We start from the raw sequence: 21,813 nt of genomic DNA on the forward strand, positions 1-21,813 counted from the left end.
CTCACGAACCCCGGGGGCCGCTTGCGACTCCGAAAGAATAGCCCAGCTTCGGACCCATCACCAAAACGATTCTCGCGCGTCCCGCGATCACGGCCTGAGCTTGACGTATGCGAGGCTGGGACCACACGTCAGCACCATGTGAGGAGTCGTCACCGATGACGCCGGACGCCAACCCCTTTCTGAGCGCCAGCCCACTCCCCTACCGGTTGCCTCCGTTCCAGGAGATCAAGGAGGAGCACTACGCGCCGGCGTTCGAGCAGGGCATGGCCGAACATCTCGCGGAGGTGGCGGCGATCGCGGACGATCCGGAGCCGCCGACGTTCGAGAACACCATCGAGGCCCTGGAGAGGTCAGGAGAGCTCCTGGACCGCGTCTCGACGGTCTTCTTCAACCAGGCGTCCTCGGACGCGACTCCGGGCGTCCAGGAGATCCAGAAGGACATCACGCCCAAGCTGGCCGCGCACGCCGACGCCGTCCACCTCGACGCGAAGCTCTTCGCCCGCATCCAGGCGGTCGAGACGGCCGACGAGGACCAGCGCTGGCTTCTCGATCGTTATCTCACGGACTTCACGCGGGCGGGAGCCGTACTCGGCCAGGAGGACCAGGAGCGCCTCAGGCGGCTCAACGAGCGGCTCTCCACGCTGGCGACGACGTTCCAGCAGAACCTGCTCGCCGACACCAACGCGAGGGCCGTGATCGTCGACGACGTCTCCGAGCTCGACGGGCTGTCGGCCGACGCGGTTCAGGGGCTCCAGGAGACCGCGAAGGAGCGCGGCCTCGACGGCAAGTACCTGGTGACGCTCGTGCTGCCGACGAGCCAGCCGTCCCTCACGGAGCTGACCGACCGGGCGCTGCGGCAGCGGATCCACGAGGCGTCCACCGGACGCGGCGCCCCGAACGCCGAGCTGATCACCGAGATCGCCGCCCTGCGGCAGGAGCGGGCGACCCTGCTCGGCTACCGGAACCACGCGGAGTACGTCCTGGCCGACCAGACGGCCAAGACCACCCAGGCCGTCACGGACATGCTCGACCGGCTCGTCCCCCCGGCCGTCTCGAACGCCCGCAAGGAGCAGGCGGATCTCGAGGAGATCGCCGGACACGCCGTCCAGCCGTGGGACTGGCCGTTCTACGCCGAGAAGGTCAGGAAGGGGCGCTACGACATCGACAGCGCCCGCATGCGGCCGTATTTCGAGCTGAACACCGTCCTGGAGAAGGGCGTCTTCCACGCGGCGACGCGCCTGTACGGCATCACCTTCACCGAGCGGCCCGATCTGCACGGGTACCACCCCGACGTCCGGGTCTTCGAGGTCTTCAACGAGGACGGCACGCCGCTCGGCCTCTTCCTCGGCGACTTCCACTCCAGGGCGTCCAAGCGGGGCGGGGCGTGGATGAACAGCCTGGTCACGCAGTCGACGCTGCTCGGCACCGGGCCCGTCGTGGTCAACAACCTCAACATCGTCAAGGGTGAGCCCACCCTGATGACGTTCGACGAGGTCAACACGATGTTCCACGAGTTCGGGCACGCCCTGCACGCCCTGTTCTCCGACGTCCGCTTCCCCCGCTTCTCGGGGACGGCGGTGCCGCGCGACTTCGTGGAGTACCCGTCGCAGGTCAACGAGATGTGGGCGACCGACCCGGAGATCCTGGCGAACTACGCGAAGCACTACGAGACCGGCGAGCCGATGCCGCAGGAGCTCGTGGACCGCATGCTCGAGGCGCAGAAGTTCAACCAGGGGTTCGCCACCGTGGAATACCTGGCCGCCACCCTGCTCGACTGGGCCTGGCACACGGAGTACGCGGGCGGCGAGGCGGAGCGGTTCGAGGAGGAGGCGCTGAAGCGCGCCGGAGTGGACCTCGCGGCCGTGCCGCCCCGCTACCGGAGCACCTACTTCGCCCACATCTGGGCGAGCGGCTACAGCGCCGGCTACTACTCCTACATCTGGAGCGAGGTCCTCGACGCCGACACGGTGGAGTGGTTCAAGGAGAACGGCGGCCTGCGGCGCGAGAACGGCGACGCGTTCCGGCGGGAGCTGCTCTCGAAGGGCGGCAGCGTCGACGCGCTCACGGCCTTCCGCAACTTCCGCGGCCGGGATCCGGAGATCACTCCTCTCCTCACCCGCCGCGGCCTCCTCTAGCCCCTGTGGGGCGCCCTGCGAGGGGCGCCCCACAGGCGGTGGGCCTATGCTCCGCCTTCGTAGGCGACGTCGACCTCCTCGTCCTTCTCGGCGGACCGGTAGAGCGCGTCGATCACGATCGACCGCCGGAGGCCCTCGACCCCGCGATGCGCCGCCCACTCGCCCGACCTGACCGCCGCCACGAACTTCGCGACGACGTCGGCGTGGCCGCCGCCGCGCGGGACCACGGGGAAGGTCTCCGCCGGTCTCCCGGCCACGTCCGTCGAGATCTGCAGGACGCCGGCGGGGGCGTAGTCCTTGATCAGGAGGGTGGCGGCCCCCTTCGTCCCGTGCAGGCTCACCGTCATCTCGTTGCCGGAGACCGGTGCGTGCAACGCCCAGCTGGCCTCGAGATAGACGCTCGCCCCCTCCTGGGTCCGCAACGTGCCGCCGCCCAGGTCCTCCACCTCGAATCCCGCAGGGTCCCCGCCTGCCGCCGCGATCGAGGCGGGCACCAGCTCGGCGTGCGTGAACCCGGACGCGCGCGTCACGACCGGCTCGTCCATCAGGTGGAGGACCAGGTCGAGCATGTGCACCCCGAGATCGATGAGCGGCCCGCCACCTGACCGGTCCTTGCGGGTGAACCACGTGTCGCCGGTCGTGTGCCGCCGCCGGGTCCAGGACGCCTTGACGTGGTAGATCCGCCCGAGGCCGCCTTCGTCGACGAAGCGCCTGAGCGTGCGGACGTCGCCGCGCTCCCTGTGGTTGAACACCGTCCAGAGCACACGATCGGCGGCCACGGCGGCGTCGACCATGCTCCGCGCACGCACCGCGTCCAGAGCCAGCGGCTTCTCGCACAACACGTGCTTGCCCGCCTCCAGCGCGGCGACGGCGACCCGGTCGTGCAGCCAGTTGGGGGCGGCGACGCTGACGACGTCGAGGTCGTCACGCGCGACCAGATCCTCCCAGGCCGTGTGGCGATGCGGGACGTCGAGCCGGTCGCCGACGGTCGCCAGCCGCTCCGGCTCCTGAGCCGCGAGAGCGTGCACCTCGACGCCGGGAAGCAGCGCGTAGGCGTCGGCGTGGGTGACTCCGGCCCAGCCGAGCCCCACGACGCCCACGCGAAGGGTGGCGTCGCTCATCGCGCACCCTCTTTCGCCTCCGCGGCGAGCGCCTCGGCCTGGGCCGCCCCCTGCCTCGCGATCTCCTCGTCGTACCAGCCGGTCTCGCACAGCTCCGGCGCGTACTCGCCGTCGAGCACGCCGGCCGTCGGCGCCGCCCACTCCACCCCGTTCGCGAGGACGCGGCCGACCGCGGGATGGTGGTAGACGGGGTACTCCTGGTCGCCCGGGCTGAAGTAGAAGATCCTCCCGTGCCCCCGGTAGAAGCAGCAGCCGCTCCGGAAGACCTCGCCGCCGCTGAACGAGCTGATGAAGACGAGCTCGTCGGGCGCCGGGATGTCGAAGAACTCGCCGTACATCTCCTGCTCGGGGATCACGATCGGGACGGGCACGCCTCGCGCGATCGGATGCGCCGGGTTCACACTCCACACCAGCTCACGGTCGTCCGCGTTTCGCCAGCGCAGCCGGCAACTCGTGCCCATCAGCGTGCGGAACACCTTGGAGAAGTGCGCGGAGTGCAACACCACCAGGCCCATCCCGCGGCGCACCCGGTCGACGACCTTGGCGACGATCTCGTCGGAGACGTCCTGGTGGGCCCGGTGCCCCCACCAGGTGAGCACGTCGGTCTCCTCGAGCACGTCGTCGGTCAGGCCGTGCTCGGGCATGTCGAGCGTCGCGTGCCGTACCGTGACGCGCGCTCCCAGTTCGCGCTCGAGGGCGTCGCCGATCACCGCGTGCATGCCCCGGGGATAGATGGCTCGCACGGACTCGTCGCGACGCTCGTGGATGAACTCGTTCCAGATCGTGACGCGGATCGGGTGCTCCGCTGGACGTTCAGACAAGAGGGCGTCCTTTCACCGGTGGGGACGGGCGACGGTCACCAGGTCATGCTCCCCGGGACACATGATCACAGCCCGCCCGAAGGGTCCACCACCGGCCCGGGTCCCGGCGATCGATGAGATCACGCGGGAACGTCCCCGGCCCGCGACGCGGACCGGGGACGCCCGGCGATCGGCGCTACTTCAGGCCGATGGCACGGACAACCGTCTGTTCGACGCTGTTGCCGTACGTGTCCTCTGCCGTGGCGCGCAGGGTGAGGTGCTCGGCATCGGCCGGGGCGTGCAGCCTGGTCACCCAGCCGTCCCGCGTCCGGTCGAGGCGCTGCCTGTGCCAGGTGGCGCCGTCGTCGTAGGAGACGTCGAGCCCGGCTGAGCGGATCCTGCCGGAGTCCGGGCCCCCTGGCAGGTGGGACGGCGTCAGCGTGAGCCTGGCCGACCGGTCCGCACTCCCTCCGGCGTCGGTGTCCACGCCGTAGTCGAGCTGGATCAGCGGCAACTGGGCGGCCCTTTCCGGGTCGGCGGTCGCCGAGGTGAAGCGCCACCTGGTCGTCGTCCTGAGCGAGAGCGGATAGACCGCCGCGTCGCGCTCCGTCGTCGCGACCAGCGTGTACGGACGCCGGCCCGGAGGCACGTCCGCGTAGAGGAACCCTCCCTCCGTCTGGGTGACGAGGGTGTCCCCCTGGTAGAGGGCGAGCGACTGGGCGAGCTGGCCGGGCACGGCGAGCCCGGCGTGGTTCGCACCCGAGTCACCCCAGCCCGGCACCTCGACCTGCACGGCGTCACCGGTACGCCGGGGAAGGCCGACGGCGTCGTTGATCCTCGGCCGCTGGATGGGGCCGAACCACTCCTCGTGGGCGGTCGACCCGGCACGGTAGGACACGCTTCCGCCGTACTGGATCGACTCTCTGGGGACCTCCGCCTCGCTCATCCAGCGGGCGTCCGCGGTGACCCAGTCGGTGCGGTGGCCCTGGGCCCGGCTCAGCATCGTGGCGCCGACCTTGGCGCTCAGGCCGGGAGACAGGTCGTAGCGGTACTCGTCGACCTCGTCGGCCGGGTCGTTGCGGAAGTCGACCTCCACCCTGGCCAGGTCGTCCTGCTTCGGCTTGTACGTGACGTCCTTCGGCACAGCCCCCCTCCACGTACGGACGAAGTCGTAGAGGTACTCGGTGGCGGGGTGCGAGGTCACATGGAGCCGTACCGGGCCCTCCTTCAGCCGGGCGATGAGCTGCTCGCCCGCGTCCTTGGTCAGGGACGCCACGGTGAGCGGGGTACGGCGGAGCGGCTCGCGGAGCCGTCCGGCCTCGTCGTTGACGATCAGCAGCAGCTTCACGCCCGCCGCGACGGCGGCCGGCACCTGCTTGTCGGTGTCGCCGTAACGGATGACCGCGACCTTCCCCTTGGCGTCGATGCCGGCGTAGTCGGCCGCGGATCCGCCGCCCGCGAAGACCGCGTCCACGTCCGACGTGCCCTCGGGCAGCAGTCCGCCTCCGGGCAGCACCCACAGGTCGTCGTAGGACTGCCTGCCGTTCTCCACCGACAGCAGCGGCTGGATCTTGCGCCAGCGCGCGGTGACGGACAGTTCGCCCTTGGCCGGCTTCTGCGTGGAGTTCGTCCAGACGCTGTCGAAGGTGGTACTGAGCGTGTAGGAGTCGGTGATGGAGGCCGTGTCGCCGAGGGTGCGGTGGTAGTCGACGCGGACGGCGGCGTCGGCCGCCTCCTTGGGCGTGACGGCCTTGATCTCGTGCGCCGTGGACGCGTCCAGCTTCAGCGTGGCGTCGCCGTCCAGGACGACCATGGGCGCGCTCATGAGCGCCATTCCGCGGGAGTTGGGGCCGTGGGTGCCCTCCACCTGCCCCCACATCCACACCGAGTACGTGCCGTTGGGAAGCAGCGCGTTCACGTAGCCGGACGTGGTGACGAAGGAGTAGTACAGGCCCGCGGGGTCGCCCTCGCGCATCATGTTGACCAGGCCGGGCATCGGCTCGCCGTCCCTGCCTGTGGCGGTGACGACGAGACGGCTGGGCTTCTCCCCGGTGCTGACGCCGACGACGGTGTGCGCGAGCACCGTGCCGTCGGCTCCGGTGGCGAGCACCTGACCGCTGTAGCTGAACTGGGGCTCGGCGCGGGACAGGTCGGCGGAGAGCGTCACCGTGCTCTGCCCGTGCGCGGGCACCACGACCTGCGAGGCGGACAGGGACCACATGTCGTCGGGGAGGTCCGAGTCGTCGAACGACAGGTCGAGGGTGACGGGGGCGTCTCCCATGTTGGTGTAGGTCAGGGTCCGCTCAGGCTTGGCGTCCGGCTCCTTGCTCGGCGAGTGGATGCCCAGGTAGGCGCTGGCGGTGGCGAAGACGGTGCCCTTCGTGGCCGCGGCGACGTCGACGCGCCCGCTGCCGGCCTCGTAGGGCCCGTAGTCCGGTGTGAGCTTCGCCGTGCTCACCAGGGCGTCCTTGAGCTGAGCGCCGGTCCAGCCGGGATGCTCGGCGGCCAGCAGGGCGGCGGCTCCCGCGACGTGCGGGGTGGCCATCGAGGTGCCGCTCATGGTCCTGTACGGCCCCTCGCCCGGGGTGTACTGCGAACGGGCGGCGAGCACGTCGACGCCGGGCGCGGTGATCTCGGGCTTGAGCGCGTCGTCGACCAGGCGGGGGCCGCGGCTGGAGAAGTCGGCCAGCCTGTCCGCGCCGTCCACCGCTCCCACGGTGAGCGCCGCGTCGGCGGCTCCCGGGCTGCCGATCGTACGGTCGCCGCTCTGGCCGGAGTTGCCGGCGGCGATGACGAACAGTGCTCCCGTCTCGGCGGTGAGAGCGTTCACAGCCTGGCTCATCGGGTCGGTGCCGTCGGCGGGCGCGTCGGTGCCGAGGCTCATGCTGACGACCTTGGCGTGCTCGTCCCTGGCCGCCCACTCCATGCCGGCGATGATCCAGGAGTCCTGGCCCTGGCCCGAGTCGCTCAGGACCTTGCCGATGTGCAGATCGGCGCCAGGGGCGACGCCTTTCTCCTTGCCATCGGAAGCGGCGCCTGTTCCTGCGACGGTGGACGCGACATGGGTGCCGTGCCCGTGCCGGTCGGTGACGTCCTCGCCGGGCACGAAGCTGGCGCTGTCCTCGATCCGGCCCGCCAGGTCGGGATGCGTGGCGTCCACCCCGGTGTCGAGCACGGCGACGTCCACGCCCTCGCCGGTGTCGCCGCCGGCCCACACCTCGGGCGCACCGATCTGCGACACCGTGTCGCTCAGGTCGGCCTTGACCTTGCCGTCCAGCCACACCTTGGCGACACCGGCCGCGAACGAGGGCGCGGTGTCCTGTGCGCGGGCCTGCGGGGCGGCGGCGCCTCCAGCGGTGAGGGACTCCCAGAAGTCCGCCGACCGGTCGGCGGCCACCGCCGCCCCCTGGATGCTGTCGAGCGTGCGCACCGTCGTGGCCCCCTCAGGCACCCGCTGGGCGCGCAACTGGACGGCGGCCTTGTACGTGACGATCAGGGGGAGGTGGTCGACGTGGGCGTCGTCGTAGCCGTCGGCCAGTAACAGGGTGATGTTGAACAGCCGCCTGTCGAGCACCCCGGCGGAGACGTACGGCAGCGCGCTCTCCGGGTAGACGTAGGTGTCCGTGCCGACGGTGGTGACGTGGGCGGCGACGGGTTCGCCGTCCGCACCGAGCACCGAGACGGTGCCGGCAGGCCCGGCGACGACCTTGTCACCGGTGATCAGGGTGATGGTGTGCGATCCGCCGGTGGCGGTCGGCTGGGCGTCTGCGGCGGTTACCTGGGTTCGTGCGGAGGGTTGGGTGGCGGCGTACGTGGGCGGGGTCACCGCGAACAACGCCATGGCCACCGCGGCGGCGAGTAGCCGCGACCCGCGGGAGGGCATGAGTGCCACGAGCACTTCCTTGACTCAGGTCTTACAGGGGGTACGGCGACGTCACCGGCGGTGAGGGGTTCGAGCGGCCGGGACCGTCCCGGCTCTGAACCGGCTGATTTCGCCACAGGCCAATCTGAAGATCTTGATTTGTGGTGTCAAGGAGATGAATGTTGCCTGCGTGTGACATGAACGCACATGTGGCACTAAACGGGCATAGATCGCACAATAACCGGACAAGAATTTTTGACTGCCGGCAAGTCCCCGAGTCGGGGGTGCACGCCGTACGACTCTCGACGGCGCGAAAGGGCGCGCATGATCACCTCCGTGTGAGCAGAGGGCTCACACGAAGGTGCGCGTGATCAGATGAGAGCGCCGAGTGCGCTCAGGCCAGCTTGGCCAGGGCGGTGCGGAGACGGTCGAGGGCGCGTGCCCGGCCGAGGACCTCGATGGACTCGAACAGCGGCAGGCCCACCGTCCGGCCGGTGATCGAGACCCGAACCGGGGCCTGGGCCTTGCCCAGCTTGAGCCCGTGCTCGGCGCCGACCTCCTCGAGGGCGGTCTTGAGCGACTCCGCGTCCCAGTTGACCGACTCGAGCCGTTCGGCGTAGCCGGAGATGATCCCCGCCGCGCCCGGCTTCATCGCCTTGTCCCAGGACGCCTGGTCGAAGACGGGCTCCTCGAGGAAGAGGAAGTCGACGTTCGCCGTGACCTCCGAAAGCACCGCGATCCGGGTCTGGGCCAACTCCGCCACCTTGCCGAACACGCCCCGGTCCCAGGACGGGTCCAGCCACGGCTCACAGCGGGCGACGAACACGTCGAGCGGCAACGCCCGGATGTACTCGCCGTTGAAGGCGCGCAGCTTCTTCTCGTCGAAGAACGCCGGCGACTGGTTGACGTCCTCCAGGCGGAACAGCGGCATCATCTCCGACCAGGGCAGGATCTCCCGGTCGTCGCCGGGGCTCCAGCCGAGCAGCATGAGGTAGTTGACCATCGCCTCCGCGAGGTAGCCCTCGTCCCGGTAGGACTCCAGGGCGACCTTGTCGCGGCGCTTGGACAACTTCTGCCGCTTCTCGTTGACGATCACCGGCACGTGCGCCCACTGGGGCGGCTCGGCCCCGAGCGCCTCCCAGAGGAGCTGCTGCTTGGGCGTGTTCGACAGGTGCTCCTCGGCCCGGATCACGCTGTCGATCCGCATCTCCATGTCGTCGACCACGTTCGCGAGGACGAACAGCGGTGAGCCGTCGCCGCGGACGATCACGAAGTCCTCCATCGCCGAGTTCGGGAACTCGACCCGGCCGCGGACCCTGTCATCCACGATCGTGACGCCCTCGTCGGGCGTGCGGAACCGCACCGCACCCTCGGTGAGGCCCCGGTCGCGGCAGTAGCCGTCGTAGCCCTGGTGCTCGGAGCCCGTCCTGGCCTTGACCTCGTCGCGGGTGCAGGTGCAGTGGTAGGCCCTGCCGTCCTTCAGCAGCTTCGCCGCGGCCTCACGATGCTGCTGCTCGTAGGCCGACTGGAAGTAGGGGCCCTCGAAGTACGGCGAGTCGCCGTTGATGCCGATCCAGGCGAGGGCGGAGATGATCCCCTCGGTCCACTCCGGCCGGTTGCGCGCCGCGTCGGTGTCCTCGATGCGCAGCACGAAGGTGCCGCCGGACTGCTCGGCGAGCGCCCAGTTGAACAGCGCGGAGCGTGCCCCGCCGACGTGGAACATGCCGGTGGGCGAAGGGGCGAAGCGCACCCTAGTCACGTGAGACCACCCGGTTCGTGAGAGTTCCGATTCCTTCGATGCCGACGCTGACCTCGTCGCCGACGGAAAGCGGGCCGACCCCGGCGGGCGTGCCCGTCAGGATGACGTCGCCCGGCAGCAGGGTCATGAAAGCGGTCACGTGCGCGATGAGCGCCGGGATGTCGTGCAGCAGCAGCGACGTGCGCGCACTCTGCCGGAGCTCGCCGTTGACCGAGGTGGTCAGCGCGAGGTCGCTCGGGTCGAGGTCCGTCTCGATCCACGGGCCCAGCGGGCAGAACGTGTCGAAGCCCTTGGCCCGCGTCCACTGCCCGTCCTTGGACTGGAGGTCACGGGCGGTCACGTCGTTGGCGCAGGTGTAGCCGAAGATCACGTCGTACGCCCGCTCGACCGGCACCTCACGGCACAGCCGCCCGATGACCACGGCGAGCTCGCCCTCGAAGTCGACCCGCTCCGTCAGCTTCTCCGGGTACGCGATGGCCTCGCCCGAGCCGATCACCGACGTGCTCGGCTTGAGGAACACGATCGGCTCCGCCGGAGCCTCGTTGCCCATCTCCTTGGCGTGGTCGGCGTAGTTGCGGCCGATCGCGACGACCTTGCTCGGCAACATCGGGGCGACCACGCGGACCTCCGCCAGCGGATACCGCTCACCCGTGAGCTGGACCCCGCCGAAGGGGTGACCGTCGATCTTGGCGATGACCTGCTCGCCCTCTTCCACCACTCCGAAAGCGACCCCGTCGCCTGTGGAGAACCTCGCGATACGCACGTCACGAGCCTAGTGCCGATCGACGAGTGGTCACACTCGCATTTGCGCTCGCGGCGAGCCGCCTGCCGGGCCGTGCCGTACGGTCGCCGTAAGGTGGTCCTTGGTGACCGGACGGTCACCGGCATTACGAGCATCGAGTCGTACGGGGAGTCCATGTGCCTTCGGTCGTGAAGATCAATGTGCTGACGGTGCCCGAGGAGATGCGCGAGCAACTGGAGAAGCGGTTCGCCAACCGGGCCGGGATGGTCGAGTCCTCCGACGGGTTCGAATGGTTCGAACTGCTGCGGCCCGTCGACGGGACGGACCGCTACCTCGTCTACACCCGCTGGCGCAGCGAAGAGGACTTCCAGCGCTGGCAGCAGAGCCAGGCCTTCCAGGCCGGCCACGCCCGGGCGGCGGCGGAGGCCGGCGCCCAGGGTCACGGCCACGGACAGGCCCAGGGGCAGGGACACGGCCACGGTCAGGGCCCGGCCGCCTCCGGCTCGGAGTTGTGGTCGTTCGAGGTCGTCGAGAGCGCCGAGCCCCGCAAGTCCTGACCCCCGCCCCGCACGAAGATCAGACGGTGTGGCCGGCGCGCAGCAGCCCGTACGTCACGGCCTGCTCGAGCGCCTGCCACGAGGCCTCGATGATGTTCTCGTCGACGCCCACGGTCGCCCAGTCGCCGGTGGCGTCGCTGGAGGTGATCAGCACGCGGGTGACCGCGTCCGTGCCGAGCGTGCCCTCCAGTATGCGCACCTTGAAGTCGATCAGCTGTACCACCGCGAGCTCGGGGTAGAGCTGCTCGAGGGCCAGCCGTACGGCCTTGTCGAGGGCGTTCACGGGGCCGTTGCCCTCGCCCGTGGCGACGATCCGCTCGCCCTTGGCGTGCAGCTTCACGGTGGCCTCGCTGACGATGTCCCCGGCGGGACGCCGTTCGACGATCACCCGCCACGACTCGACCGAGAAGTGCCGCTTCCGCTCGCCTGAGACCGTGTCGCGGAGCAGGAGCTCGAACGACGCGTCCGCCGCCTCGAACGTGTGGCCGCGGGACTCCAGGTCCTTGACCCGGTCGACGAGCTCGCGCGACTGGTCGGAGGTGAGGCGGTAACCCAGCTCGCGGCCCTTGAGCTCGACCGACGCCCGGCCGGCCATGTCGGAGACCAGCATCCGCATGTCGTTGCCGACCTCCGCGGGGTCGATGTGCTGGTAGAGGTTCGGGTCCACCTTGATCGCCGACGCGTGCAGCCCCGCCTTGTGCGCGAACGCCGAGGTCCCGACGTACGGCTGGTGCGAGTTGGGGGTGACGTTGGTCACCTCGGTGATCGCGTGGGCGATGCGGGTCATGTCGCCGAGCGACTGAGCCGGGACGAGGTCGAAGCCCTTCTTGAGCTGAAGGTTGGCCACGACCGTGAACAGATTGGCGTTCCCCGACCGCTCGCCGTACCCGTTGGCGCAGCCCTGCACGTGGGTGGCGCCGGCCGCCACGGCGGCGAGAGTGTTGGCCACGGCGCAGCCGGTGTCGTCGTGGCAGTGGATGCCGATCCGGGCACCCGTGCCCACCGCATCGTGGACGACGTCCGTGAGTTCGTCGGGCAGCATGCCGCCGTTGGTGTCGCACAGCGCGATCACCGACGCCCCCGCCTCCGCGGCCGTACGGAGGACCTCCAGCGCGTACGACGGGTTGGACTTGTAGCCGTCGAAGAAGTGCTCGGCGTCGAGGAAGACGCGCTGGCCCTCCGCGCGCAGGTGGGAGACCGTGTCGCGGATCATCGCGAGGTTCTCCTCGAGTGTCGTCCGGAGGGCCAGCTCAACGTGCCGGTCGTGGCTCTTGGCGACCAAGGTCACGATCGGCGCGCCGGATTCGCGCAATGCGGCCACCAGTGGGTCGTCGGCGGCCTTCACCCCGGCCCGGCGGGTCGCGCCGAACGCGGCGAGCTGCGCGTGCTTCAGGTCGAGCTCTGTGCGGGCTCGCCGGAAGAATTCGGTGTCCTTGGGGTTGGCACCCGGCCAGCCGCCCTCGATGAAGCCGATGCCGAGGGCGTCCAGGTGCCGTGCGACCGCCAGCTTGTCGGCCACCGTGAGGTTGAGCCCTTCCTGCTGGGCGCCGTCACGGAGGGTCGTGTCGTACACGTGGAAGCCGTCGTCGGCCATTGCTCTGTCTCCTTCGCGGTTGTTCATGGTCGCCGCGCGCGCTTTCCGGGGTTTCCGGCCAAACAAAAAGACCCCCCACGGACGTGAGAGGTCTGCGCGCCGGCGTTGTCCCTTTAGCTGGCGCGCCTGCTGATAATGAGCAGACCGAAGCGCATAGTGCCTTGCAGTCTGCCATACGACTTCAGCATTTGGCACATCGATCTCGAATGACGAGACGCCGACCGGCTGTGGACACGCCTTTCCGATCGCGGACGGAGGAGGTGATCACGACCCCGAGCGTGTCCGAATCTCCACGCTCCGCGGGAGATCGGTTGTCTAGGGTGGTCGTCATGAAGGCTGCCAATTTCATCGACGCCACCGTGGCCGAGTACGCCGTCTCGCACACCACTCCCCCCGACGACCTCCTGCTCGCCCTGGCGGAGGAGACGCGGCGGGTCACCGGCGGGAGCGCCGGCATGCAGATCACCCCCGAGCAGGGCACGCTGCTCACCATGCTCGTCCAGCTCACCGGAGCACGGCAGGCCGTCGAGGTGGGGACCTTCACCGGCTATTCGTCGATCTGCATCGCCCGGGGCCTGCCGTCCGACGGGCGCCTCCTTGCCTGCGACGTGAGCGACGAGTGGACGTCGATCGCACGGCGCTACTGGGACGAGGCGGGTGTTGCCGACAAGATCGAGCTTCGCCTGGGGCCGGCCGCCGAGACCTTGCGGGCGCTGCCCAAGGAGGAGTGGATCGACTTCGCGTTCATCGACGCGGACAAGGCCGGCTACCCCGTTTACTACGAGGAGGTCCTCGCACGGCTCGTGCCGGGCGGCCTCATCGCCGTGGACAACACGCTGCAGCACGGGAAGATCACCGACGCATCGTACGGGGGCAACGTCCCGGGGATGCGCGCCTTCAACGACCTCGTCGCGGGCGATCCGCGCGTCCGCACGGTGCTGGTGCCGATCGGCGACGGCCTCACCCTGGTCCGTAAGGGCTGATCCTGGCCCGCAAGGGCATCTCGTGCATGATCACGGCCGGTGGAAGGCCTGGTCGGAGGGCCTTCCATCGAATCCGTGCATGATCACGAACAGAAACTGCGCAGGTCGGGGGCGCTCTTCCCGAACCTGTGCATGATCACGGGCAGGGGGTCAGCAGATCTTGTGGACCCAGTTGTGGGTGTCGGGGCGGTTGCCGAACTGGATGCCCATCAGCTCCTCGCGGATCTTGAGGGTGACTGGGCCTGGGGTGCCGTCGCCGATGGTCCAGCCGCGGTCGGATCCCTTGACCGTGCCCACGGGCGTGACGACGGCGGCGGTCCCGCACGCGAAGACCTCCGTGAGCTCGCCCGACTCGCAGGCCGACTGCCAGTCCTCGATGGAGATCTTGCCCTCCTCGGCCTTGACGCCGAGCTCGCTCGCCATGGTGAGGATCGAGTCCCGGGTGATGCCGGGGAGCAGGGTGCCGGTCAGGGCCGGGGTCACGAGGCGGTCGCCGAAGACGAAGAACAGGTTCATCCCGCCCATCTCCTCGACCCAGCGGTGCTCGAAGGCGTCGAGCCAGACGACCTGGTCGCAACCCTGCTCGACTGCCTGGCGCTGGGCGACGAAGGCGGCCGCGTAGTTGCCGCCGCACTTGGCGAACCCGGTGCCGCCGGGGGCCGCCCGGGTGTACTCGGTCGACAGCCAGACCGAGACAGGCTGCACGCCGCCGGAGAAGTACGACGCGGCCGGCGAGGCGATCACCATGTACCGGTAGTTCCGCGACGGGTGGTTCACCCCGAGCCCGGCCTGTGTGGCGATCATGAAGGGGCGCAGGTAGAGGCTGTGCCCCTCGGTCGTCGGCACCCAGTCACGGTCGGTCTGGACGAGCAGTTCGAGCGACTCGACGAACGTCTCCTCGGGCAGTTCCGGCATCGCCATGCGCAGCGCGGACCGGTTGAACCGGGCGGCGTTGGCATAGGGGCGGAACGCCACGATCGACCCGTTGGCCTGCCGGTAGGCCTTGAGTCCCTCGAACAGCTCCTGGGCGTAGTGGAACACCGAGGTGGCGGGGTCGAGGAGCAGCGGCCCGTACGGCTCGAGCCGCGCGTCGTGCCAGCCACGCCCCTCGGTCCAGTCGATGGAGACCATGTGGTCGGTGAACGTCTGCCCGAAGCCGGGGCTCGCCAGTACCTGCTCCCGCTCGGCCACGGTGCGGGCCTGCTGGTTGAGCTGCACGTCGAAGCTGAGCTGGGTGGTCATGGCGTGGATCCTTCTTTCTACGTCGTCATCTTCATTGTGCGACGAAGCGGCTAACGGAAACCTAGGGCATGCGATGGGTATGAAAAAGCGCATGGCGGCCCGAACCGGGCCGCCATGCGCTGTGGAAGGGGGTGAGCGGCCCGGCTTCAGCCGGCTACTCGTGCGGCGATGTCGTCGCCGATCTCGCTGGTCTGCCTGCCTGATCCGGCGGTCACCTGACGACCGAGCAGGTCGTCGGCCACGGCCCGCTCGACCCGGGCGGCCGCGTCGCCGAGGCCCACGTGGTCGAGGAGCATGGCGACCGACAGGATCGTCGCCGTGGGGTCGGCCTTGCCCTGGCCCGCGATGTCGGGCGCGCTGCCGTGGACCGGCTCGAACATGGACGGCGTGGTCCTGGACGGGTTGACGTTGCCGCTGGCCGCGAGCCCGATGCCGCCGGCGACGGCCGCGCCGATGTCGGTGAGGATGTCGCCGAAGAGGTTGTCGGTGACGATCACATCGAACCGCTGCGGCTGGTTGACGAAGAACATCGATGCCGCATCGACGTGGCAGTAGTCGGTCGTGACCTCGGGATACTCGACGCTGACCCGGTCGACCGTGCGGGCCCACAGGTCGCCCGCGAAGGTCAGCACATTGGTCTTGTGGACCAGGGTGAGCTTGCGGCGCGGACGCGCCTGCGCCTTGTCGAAGGCGTAGCGGACGACGCGCTCGACGCCGAAGGCCGTGTTCAGGGACTCCTGCGTGGCGATCTCCTGCGGCGTGCCGCGGCGCAGGACGCCGCCGGCCCCCGCGTACAGGCCCTCGGTGCCCTCACGGACGACGATCATGTCGAGGTCCTCGGGCCGGACGCCGCCGAGGGGGGTCTCCACCCCCGGGTAGAGCTTGACCGGCCGCAGGTTCACGTAGTGGTCGAGCTCGAAACGCAGCCGCAGCAGCAGGTCGCGCTCCAGGACGCCCGGCGGGACGCTCGGGTCGCCCACCGCGCCGAGCAGGATCGCGTCGAAGCCGCGAAGCTCCTCGAGCACGCCGTCGGGGAGGGTCTCCCCGCTCAGGTGGTAGCGCTTGGCTCCCAGGTCGTACTCGACCGTCTCCGTCTTGACGCCCGCGGCGTCAAGGACCTTGAGACCTTCGGCGACGACCTCGCCGCCGATCCCGTCACCGGGGATCACCGCCAGGCGGATGCTGCTCGACTCCATGCGTGTACCTTACCGGCTCGTCTCGGAGGTCGAACAACGGTCTCATCATCCGAGCGGCGTCGTGGCCACCGCGCGTTCGAACACGAGATCACGGGCGGTGGTGAGCCCGAAGGCCATCGCTCCGAGGAGCACCGCGTCCGACCCCAGCGTGGAGCTCTCGATCCGCGGCGGCCGCAGCGCGACGAGCGACTCCAGCCGCGCGGCGACGGGCTCGATCAGCAGGTCGCCCGCCTGCGCCCCGATCCCCCCGCCCAGGACGACCAACTCGGGGTCGAGCACGGCGGTGACGCCCGCGAGGGCGTGCGCGACGTGGTCGGCCTCGGCGGCGACGACCCTGCCGGCGATCTCGTCGCCCGTCCTGGCCGCGTCGAAGACCTCCTTGGCCGTGGCCGCGACCATGCCGAGCCGTCCCGCCGTGGCCACCACCCCGTCGGCGGACGCGACGGACTCGAACATGCCGCGTCCCGGGTTGACCAGCGGATCTCCCTCACCGACGGGCAGGTAGGAGATCTCACCCGCCGCCCCCTGGGATCCGCGGTAGAGCTTGCCGTCGATGACGACGCCCATGCCGATCCCGGTGCCGATGGAGACGTAGACGAAGTGGGACACGCCCTGCCCGAGGCCGTAGGCGCCCTCCCCCACCGCGGCGAGGTCGACGTCGTTCTCCACAACGTACGGCGACTCGGTGACGTCGGCGAGCCGCTCGACCGCGCCCGGCTGCTCCCAGCCGGGGAGATTGGGGGCCAGCCGCAGGATGCCCGTCTCCTTGTCGTGGATTCCGGGGGTGCCGAAGACGCTGAGCGTGATGTCCCCGCGGGTCATGCCGGCCTCGGCGGTGAGCTGGTCGACGATCCCCGACAGCTGGGAGAGCACCTCGTCGTAGCTCTCCGCCCGCGACGGCTCGTCCCTGCGCGCGACGATGTCGCCCACCAGGTCGGCGAGCGCGAGCCGGACGTACGCCCGGCCGATGTCGACCGCCAGCACCGCGCCCGCCTGGGGGCGGATCTCGTACAGCAGGGCGGCGCGGCCCGCGTTGCCGGTCCGCAGGCCGACCGGGCGGACCAGTCTGGCACGCTCCAGATCGGCGAGCGCCACTGAGATCGTCGGCTTGGACAGCCCGGTGGCCTGGGCGAGCTCGGGCCGGGAGACCTTGCCGAGCCTGAAGATCTCGCCGAACACCGCCCGCTCGTTCATGACTCTGAGCAGGCTCGTCGTGTTGGCGGTCCCGCCGCCCATACTCACCACGTTCCCAAGGTTGACATACCCGCCGCGGAAGGCGGGCCAGTTGATCATCAGTGGATCGCCCTGCACCATGCGGCCTCCGCGAACGTGATCTTGCTCAACCCCTAGTCATCCCACCTGATAGTAAATTACCTTTCTTATCAACCCTCGGGGTCATGAGAAAGGATCGTGTCCAATGCGTCGAGGAATGCTGGCCATATCCGCCGCGGCGCTTCTGCTCGCCGCGGCCTGCGGGAACGGTTCGACCACGGGCGCCGCGAAGCCCGGAGAGGAGGGCGGCGGCGGCAAGACCATCGCCCTCTTCCTGCCCGAGTCGAAGACGACCCGGTACGAAGCGTTCGACCGGCCGCTGTTCGAGGCCAAGGTGAAGGCGCTCTGCGCGGACTGCAAGCTCCTCTACTCCAACGCCGACCAGGACGCCACCAAACAGCAGCAGCAGGTCGAGGCCGCCCTGACCCAGGGCGCCGACGTGCTGGTGCTCGACGCGGTCGACGCGGCGGCCGTGGCCCCGCTGGTCAACCAGGCCAAGCAGAAGAAGGTGCCGGTCATCGCGTACGACCGCCTGATCTCCGGCATCGGCTACGAGTACTACGTGTCGTTCAACAACGTCCGGGTCGGCGAGATGCAGGGGCAGGGCCTGCTGGACGCGCTGACCGCCAACGGGACGGTGGACAAGGGTCAGATCGTGATGATCCACGGCTCCCCCACCGACCCCAGCTCGGCCGACTACAAGAAGGGCGCGCACAACGTCCTCGACGGCAAGGTCAAGATCGGCCGGGAGTTCGACACCCCCGACTGGAGCCCCGACAAGGCGCAGCAGGAGATGGAGCAGGCCATCACGGCCCTCGGCAGGGACAACATCGTCGGCGTCCTGTCGGCCAACGACGGCATGGCCAGCGGCGCCATCGCCGCCATGAAGCGCGCGGGCTACAGCGCCATGCCGCCGATCACCGGCCAGGACTCCGAGCTCGCGGCCATCCAGCGCATCCTGAGTGGCGACCAGTACATGACCATCTACCTCGACATCAGGGCCGAGGCGGAGAAGTCGGCCGAGCTGGCGGTCGCGGTGGCCAAGGGTGAGAAGCCCACGGCGCCCACGACGGTGAACAACGGCACGGCGAGCGTCCCGTCGTTCCTGCTCGACCCCATCCCCGTCACCGCGGACAAGATCGCCGGAACCATCGTCAAGGACGGCTTCTACAAGGCGTCCGACATCTGCACGCCGGAGCTCAAGGACGCGTGCGCGAAGGCGGGCATCCAGTAGATGATCTCCGCGAACAACGTGTCCAAGCGTTACGGCGCGGTCCAGGCTCTCCAGGAGGTGAGCCTGGACCTGCACCCCGGCGAGGTCGTCGCCCTGGTCGGTGACAACGGGGCCGGCAAGTCGACCCTGGTGAAGGTCATCGCCGGCGTGGTCGGCCCCGACTCGGGAGGCGTCGCGATCGACGGCGAGCCGGCGCACATCGGCAACCCGCACGACGCCCAGCGGCACGGCATCTCGACCGTCTACCAGGACCTCGCGCTCTGCGAGAACCTCGACGTCGTGGCCAACCTGTTTCTCGGCGCGGAACGCCGGAAGTGGTCGTTGCTGAGCCACATCCGCATGGAACGATCCGCGCGCGACCTGCTGACCTCCCTCGACGTGCGCATCCGTGACATCCGGGTGCCCGTGGCCATGCTCTCCGGCGGCCAGCGTCAGTCGGTGGCCATCGCCCGCGCGCTGATCGGCGAGCCCCGCCTGGTCATCCTGGACGAGCCGACCGCCGCCCTGGGCGTCGAGCAGACCGCCCAGGTCCTCGACCTCATCAGGCGGCTGCGCGAACGCGGCCTCGCCGTGCTGCTCATCTCCCACAACCTCGCCGACGTGCGCGCGGTCAGCGACCGCGTCGTCGTGCTGCGCCTCGGCCGCAACGCCGGCGAGTTCCGTACGGCCGACGCCACCCAGGAGTCGATCGTGGCAGCCATCACCGGAGCCGCCGCATGAACGCCGCCACCGTCACGCGCAAGCCGTACACGCCGAAGGAGGCGGTCGAGCGCCTGCGGCACGGGGATCTCGGCGCCTGGCCGGTGGTCGGCGCACTGGTGGCGATCGCCGTCGTCTTCGGGACGCTCAACGAGCACTTCCTGTCCCCGGAGAACCTCACGAACCTCGCGTTGCAGATGGCGGCGACGGGGACGATCTCGCTCGGCATCATCATGGTGCTCCTGCTGGGCGAGATCGACCTGTCCGCGGGATCGGTCAGCGGTCTGTGCGCGGTCGTCATGGCCATCCTGTCCGTACGGCAGGGCTGGAACCCGATCCTGGCGATCGTCGTCGCCCTGGCGGCCGGAGCGCTGGTCGGCCTCCTGCACGGGGTCATGTTCACCCGGCTCAGGATGCCGTCGTTCGTCGTCACGCTCGCCGGTCTGATCGGCTGGCAGGGCCTGCTGCTCTACCTGCTCGGCGAGGGCGGCATCGTCAACCTGCCCTTCGACGGCTTCGTGGCCAAGCTGAGCGACACGTGGCTGCCGTCCTGGCTCGCCTGGACGATCGTCGCGCTGCTGGTCCTGGCCTCCGGAGGATCGAGCCTGGTCAACCGGCGGCTGCGGCTCGCGGCGGAGCTTCCCGTGCCGCCGGTGTGGTGGGCCGCCGTCAAGATCGGCGGTCTGACCGTGGTGCTGGCGGGAGCCGTACTGGTCATGTCGGCGGACCGGGGCGTGCCCCTCCTGCTGGTGATCTTCGGCACGCTCGTGGTCGCCTTCGACCTCGTGCTGCGGCACACGGCGTTCGGCCGGTGGATGTACGCCGTCGGCGGCAACGTCGAGGCGGCCAGGCGGGCGGGCATCAGCGTGACCCGGATCCGGGTGCTGGCGTTCGTGTTGTCGTCCACGCTCGCGGCCTTCGGCGGCATCCTGTCGGCGAGCCGCCTCTCGGCCGTCAACCAGGGATCGGGCGGCAGCGACATCCTCCTCATGGCGATCGCCGCGGCGGTCATCGGCGGAACGTCGCTGTTCGGCGGCCGGGGGCGGACCTATGCGGCGCTGCTCGGCATCCTGGTCATCCAGTCGATCACGAACGGCATGTTCCTGTTGAGCGTGGACTCCTCCGTCCGGTACATGGTCACCGCCGCGGTCCTCGCGCTCGCCGTGGCCATCGACTCGCTCGCCCGGCGCGGCAGCACCACGTGAGCGGCACCGCGAGGCCGCTCCCCCACGTGCTGGGCATCGACTTCGGGGGCACCAAGGTGGCGCTTGCCGTGGCACCGGCGGGTGCCATGGAGGCGCCCTCCGCGTCGGCACCGAGGGCGGTCCCCGGATCGGCCCTGGAGGTGACGCGCCTGGAGACCCGGGGCGCCGAGGGGGCGGCCGAGGTGGTGCGCCGCACCGTTGCGGCCTGCCGTTCGCTGCTCGCCTCGCGGGCCGGAGAACTGGTCGCCGTCGGCGTGTCCACCTTCGGCATCGTCCGCGACGACGTCGTACGGCTCGCGCCCAACGTGCCGGGGTGGGAGGGGCTGCCGCTGCCCGGGCTGCTGCGGGAGGAGTTCGGCGGGACGCCCGTGTTCGTCGCCAACGACGTGAAGGCGGCGACGGCCGCCGAGCTGAGGTGGGGCAACCTCGCGGGAGTGCGTGACGGGATCTACCTCAACCTCGGCACCGGGCTCGCGGCCGGACTCGTCGTCGACGGCCGGGTGGCCCGGGGGGCGCACGGCGCGGCAGGAGAGATCGCCTACCTCGCCCGCCACGCGGACGACCTGCGGATTCCCCGGCACAACGGGGTCACGGCACACGCGCAGGAGGGGCCGGAGCCCGCGGCAGCCCGGGCGCACCTGGAGGAGTACGTCTCCGGGGTCGCGCTGGCCGAGCGCGGCACCGAACTGCTCGGCAGCCCGGTGACCGCGGCCCAGTTGTTCGACCGCGGCGACGAGCCACGCGTGCGGACACTGCTCGAGGACGCCCTCGACGCACTGGGGCTCGCCGTGGCCAACCTCTGCGTCGCGCTCGATCCGTCCCGTGTCGTGGTCGGAGGCGGCATGATGGGCGCGGCCTCGCTGATCATGCCCCGCCTGCGCGAGGCCGTACGGCAGGCCGTGCCGTACCCGCCGGAGGTCGTGCCGGCGCGTTTCGTCGACGACGCGCCCCTCTACGGGGCGATCGCCCTGGCGCTGGACGGGGACACGCCGACCGGTCAGGCCGTCCGGCCGACCATGTGAAGGCGCGCCCCCACGGGCCGGTGAAGGTCAGCGCTGCGGCGAACCGCCGTTGTCACGCCGGTCGAGGGCGGTCTGCAGCGCGGAGGCGGCCTCGTCTTCCGCGTCTTCTGGCCGATTCCATGGATACATCTCGTACATGGCGGATCTCATCTCCAGGAAGGAATGCTGGGAGGCGGATTCCGGTCGCGAACCCGGGGCTCATGACTTTCGAGCTCCGGCGCGGATCACACGCCCTGGAACCGAGAAGCCACTGGCCGGCACGCGCCGCACACCGCGGCGGGTCGCCGGCCTGCCATGATCAGGCCCCGCCGCGGCAGGTAAGGAGTACGAACACCTGGCGCGTCATCACCAGTCAGGTTACCCCAGTATCTTGTAGGACGACCTAGCATC

The 21,813-nt window shown here is 70.0% G+C and carries 16 protein-coding genes; 7 read left to right on the top strand and 9 right to left on the bottom strand.

Translation table 11 applies throughout. The annotated features are described in order from the left end of the window. Nucleotides 1-155: 155 nt before the first annotated feature. Nucleotides 156-2,135: a M3 family metallopeptidase gene (locus tag Pph01_RS25545; protein WP_204075688.1), complete on the top strand. Its 1,980-nt coding sequence runs from the start codon at nucleotides 156-158 to the stop codon at nucleotides 2,133-2,135. A 44-nt stretch (nucleotides 2,136-2,179) separates the two neighbouring features. On the opposite strand, the gene Pph01_RS25550 is transcribed toward Pph01_RS25545, so the two are convergent. The 5 genes from Pph01_RS25550 to Pph01_RS25570 all read right to left on the bottom strand — a co-directional run bounded on the left by Pph01_RS25550 (nucleotide 2,180) and on the right by Pph01_RS25570 (nucleotide 10,440). Beyond that, a complete protein-coding gene (locus Pph01_RS25550) occupies nucleotides 2,180-3,256 on the bottom strand; it encodes a Gfo/Idh/MocA family protein (protein WP_204075689.1) in 1,077 nt (358 codons plus the stop codon). Beyond that, the gene (locus Pph01_RS25555; protein ID WP_204075690.1) at nucleotides 3,253-4,077 is read right to left on the bottom strand and encodes a ThuA domain-containing protein; all 825 of its coding nucleotides are present in this window, start codon (nucleotides 4,075-4,077) and stop codon (nucleotides 3,253-3,255) included. The genes Pph01_RS25550 and Pph01_RS25555 overlap by 4 nt, the downstream gene beginning before the upstream one ends. A 175-nt stretch (nucleotides 4,078-4,252) precedes the next feature. Further along, entirely contained in the window at nucleotides 4,253-7,939 is a 3,687-nt protein-coding gene (locus Pph01_RS25560) for a S8 family serine peptidase (protein ID WP_239117018.1), read from the bottom strand. A gap of 373 nt (nucleotides 7,940-8,312) precedes the next feature. Beyond that, nucleotides 8,313-9,677 carry a glutamate--tRNA ligase gene (gene gltX / locus Pph01_RS25565; protein ID WP_275412867.1) on the bottom strand — a complete coding sequence of 455 codons (1,365 nt, stop codon included), beginning with the start codon at nucleotides 9,675-9,677 and terminating at the stop codon, nucleotides 8,313-8,315. After that, the gene (locus tag Pph01_RS25570; RefSeq protein ID WP_204075692.1) at nucleotides 9,670-10,440 is read right to left on the bottom strand and encodes a fumarylacetoacetate hydrolase family protein; all 771 of its coding nucleotides are present in this window, start codon (nucleotides 10,438-10,440) and stop codon (nucleotides 9,670-9,672) included. The genes gltX and Pph01_RS25570 overlap by 8 nt, the downstream gene beginning before the upstream one ends. 155 nt (nucleotides 10,441-10,595) lie before the next feature. Between Pph01_RS25570 and Pph01_RS25575 the strand changes: the two genes are divergently transcribed. Next, the gene (locus Pph01_RS25575; protein WP_204075693.1) at nucleotides 10,596-10,976 is read left to right on the top strand and encodes an antibiotic biosynthesis monooxygenase family protein; all 381 of its coding nucleotides are present in this window, start codon (nucleotides 10,596-10,598) and stop codon (nucleotides 10,974-10,976) included. A gap of 19 nt (nucleotides 10,977-10,995) precedes the next feature. On the opposite strand, the gene cimA is transcribed toward Pph01_RS25575, so the two are convergent. Next, entirely contained in the window at nucleotides 10,996-12,570 is a 1,575-nt protein-coding gene (gene cimA / locus Pph01_RS25580; protein WP_204075694.1) for a citramalate synthase, read from the bottom strand. 329 nt (nucleotides 12,571-12,899) lie between these two features. Here cimA and Pph01_RS25585 point away from each other — a divergent pair, with 329 nt between their 5' ends. Further along, nucleotides 12,900-13,553 carry an O-methyltransferase gene (locus Pph01_RS25585; RefSeq protein ID WP_204075695.1) on the top strand — a complete coding sequence of 218 codons (654 nt, stop codon included), beginning with the start codon at nucleotides 12,900-12,902 and terminating at the stop codon, nucleotides 13,551-13,553. A gap of 150 nt (nucleotides 13,554-13,703) precedes the next feature. Here the strand turns inward: Pph01_RS25585 and Pph01_RS25590 are convergent, their stop codons facing one another. From Pph01_RS25590 to Pph01_RS25600, 3 genes are all read right to left on the bottom strand, one after another. Next, the gene (locus tag Pph01_RS25590; protein WP_204075696.1) at nucleotides 13,704-14,795 is read right to left on the bottom strand and encodes a branched-chain amino acid aminotransferase; all 1,092 of its coding nucleotides are present in this window, start codon (nucleotides 14,793-14,795) and stop codon (nucleotides 13,704-13,706) included. A gap of 146 nt (nucleotides 14,796-14,941) precedes the next feature. Next, nucleotides 14,942-15,991 carry a 3-isopropylmalate dehydrogenase gene (locus Pph01_RS25595; RefSeq protein ID WP_204075697.1) on the bottom strand — a complete coding sequence of 350 codons (1,050 nt, stop codon included), beginning with the start codon at nucleotides 15,989-15,991 and terminating at the stop codon, nucleotides 14,942-14,944. Between the two features lie 45 nt (nucleotides 15,992-16,036). Beyond that, a complete protein-coding gene (locus Pph01_RS25600) occupies nucleotides 16,037-16,975 on the bottom strand; it encodes an ROK family protein (protein WP_373315683.1) in 939 nt (312 codons plus the stop codon). A 433-nt stretch (nucleotides 16,976-17,408) separates the two neighbouring features. Between Pph01_RS25600 and Pph01_RS25605 the strand changes: the two genes are divergently transcribed. From Pph01_RS25605 to Pph01_RS25620, 4 genes are read left to right on the top strand one after another with little or no spacing between them, the layout of a single operon-like run. Then, nucleotides 17,409-18,497, top strand: coding sequence for a sugar ABC transporter substrate-binding protein (locus tag Pph01_RS25605; protein WP_204075699.1), 1,089 nt, complete (start codon nucleotides 17,409-17,411; stop codon nucleotides 18,495-18,497). Then, complete coding sequence (locus Pph01_RS25610; protein WP_204075700.1) at nucleotides 18,498-19,217, top strand: ATP-binding cassette domain-containing protein; 720 nt, start codon at nucleotides 18,498-18,500, stop codon at nucleotides 19,215-19,217. It abuts the gene before it with no gap. Then, nucleotides 19,214-20,401: a sugar ABC transporter permease gene (locus Pph01_RS25615; RefSeq protein WP_204075701.1), complete on the top strand. Its 1,188-nt coding sequence runs from the start codon at nucleotides 19,214-19,216 to the stop codon at nucleotides 20,399-20,401. Before Pph01_RS25610 ends, Pph01_RS25615 begins: the two co-directional genes overlap by 4 nt. Next, a complete protein-coding gene (locus Pph01_RS25620; RefSeq protein ID WP_204075702.1) occupies nucleotides 20,398-21,423 on the top strand; it encodes an ROK family protein in 1,026 nt (341 codons plus the stop codon). The genes Pph01_RS25615 and Pph01_RS25620 overlap by 4 nt, the downstream gene beginning before the upstream one ends. Nucleotides 21,424-21,813 lie beyond the last annotated feature (390 nt).

It is taken from the genome of Planotetraspora phitsanulokensis, from assembly GCF_016863295.1.
In the GTDB taxonomy this organism is placed as follows: domain Bacteria; phylum Actinomycetota; class Actinomycetes; order Streptosporangiales; family Streptosporangiaceae; genus Planotetraspora; species Planotetraspora phitsanulokensis.

Bases quoted from the DNA above. Each gene is read 5' to 3' on its own strand.
- Pph01_RS25545 (WP_204075688.1), top strand. From the start codon at position 156: ATGACGCCGGACGCCAACCCCTTTCTGAGCGCCAGCCCACTCCCCTAC.
- Pph01_RS25550 (WP_204075689.1), bottom strand. From the start codon at position 3,256: ATGAGCGACGCCACCCTTCGCGTGGGCGTCGTGGGGCTCGGCTGGGCC.
- Pph01_RS25560 (WP_239117018.1), bottom strand. From the start codon at position 7,939: ATGCCCTCCCGCGGGTCGCGGCTACTCGCCGCCGCGGTGGCCATGGCG.
- cimA (WP_204075694.1), bottom strand. From the start codon at position 12,570: ATGGCCGACGACGGCTTCCACGTGTACGACACGACCCTCCGTGACGGC.
- Pph01_RS25585 (WP_204075695.1), top strand. From the start codon at position 12,900: ATGAAGGCTGCCAATTTCATCGACGCCACCGTGGCCGAGTACGCCGTC.
- Pph01_RS25590 (WP_204075696.1), bottom strand. From the start codon at position 14,795: ATGACCACCCAGCTCAGCTTCGACGTGCAGCTCAACCAGCAGGCCCGC.
- Pph01_RS25595 (WP_204075697.1), bottom strand. From the start codon at position 15,991: ATGGAGTCGAGCAGCATCCGCCTGGCGGTGATCCCCGGTGACGGGATC.
- Pph01_RS25605 (WP_204075699.1), top strand. From the start codon at position 17,409: ATGCGTCGAGGAATGCTGGCCATATCCGCCGCGGCGCTTCTGCTCGCC.
- Pph01_RS25610 (WP_204075700.1), top strand. From the start codon at position 18,498: ATGATCTCCGCGAACAACGTGTCCAAGCGTTACGGCGCGGTCCAGGCT.
- Pph01_RS25615 (WP_204075701.1), top strand. From the start codon at position 19,214: ATGAACGCCGCCACCGTCACGCGCAAGCCGTACACGCCGAAGGAGGCG.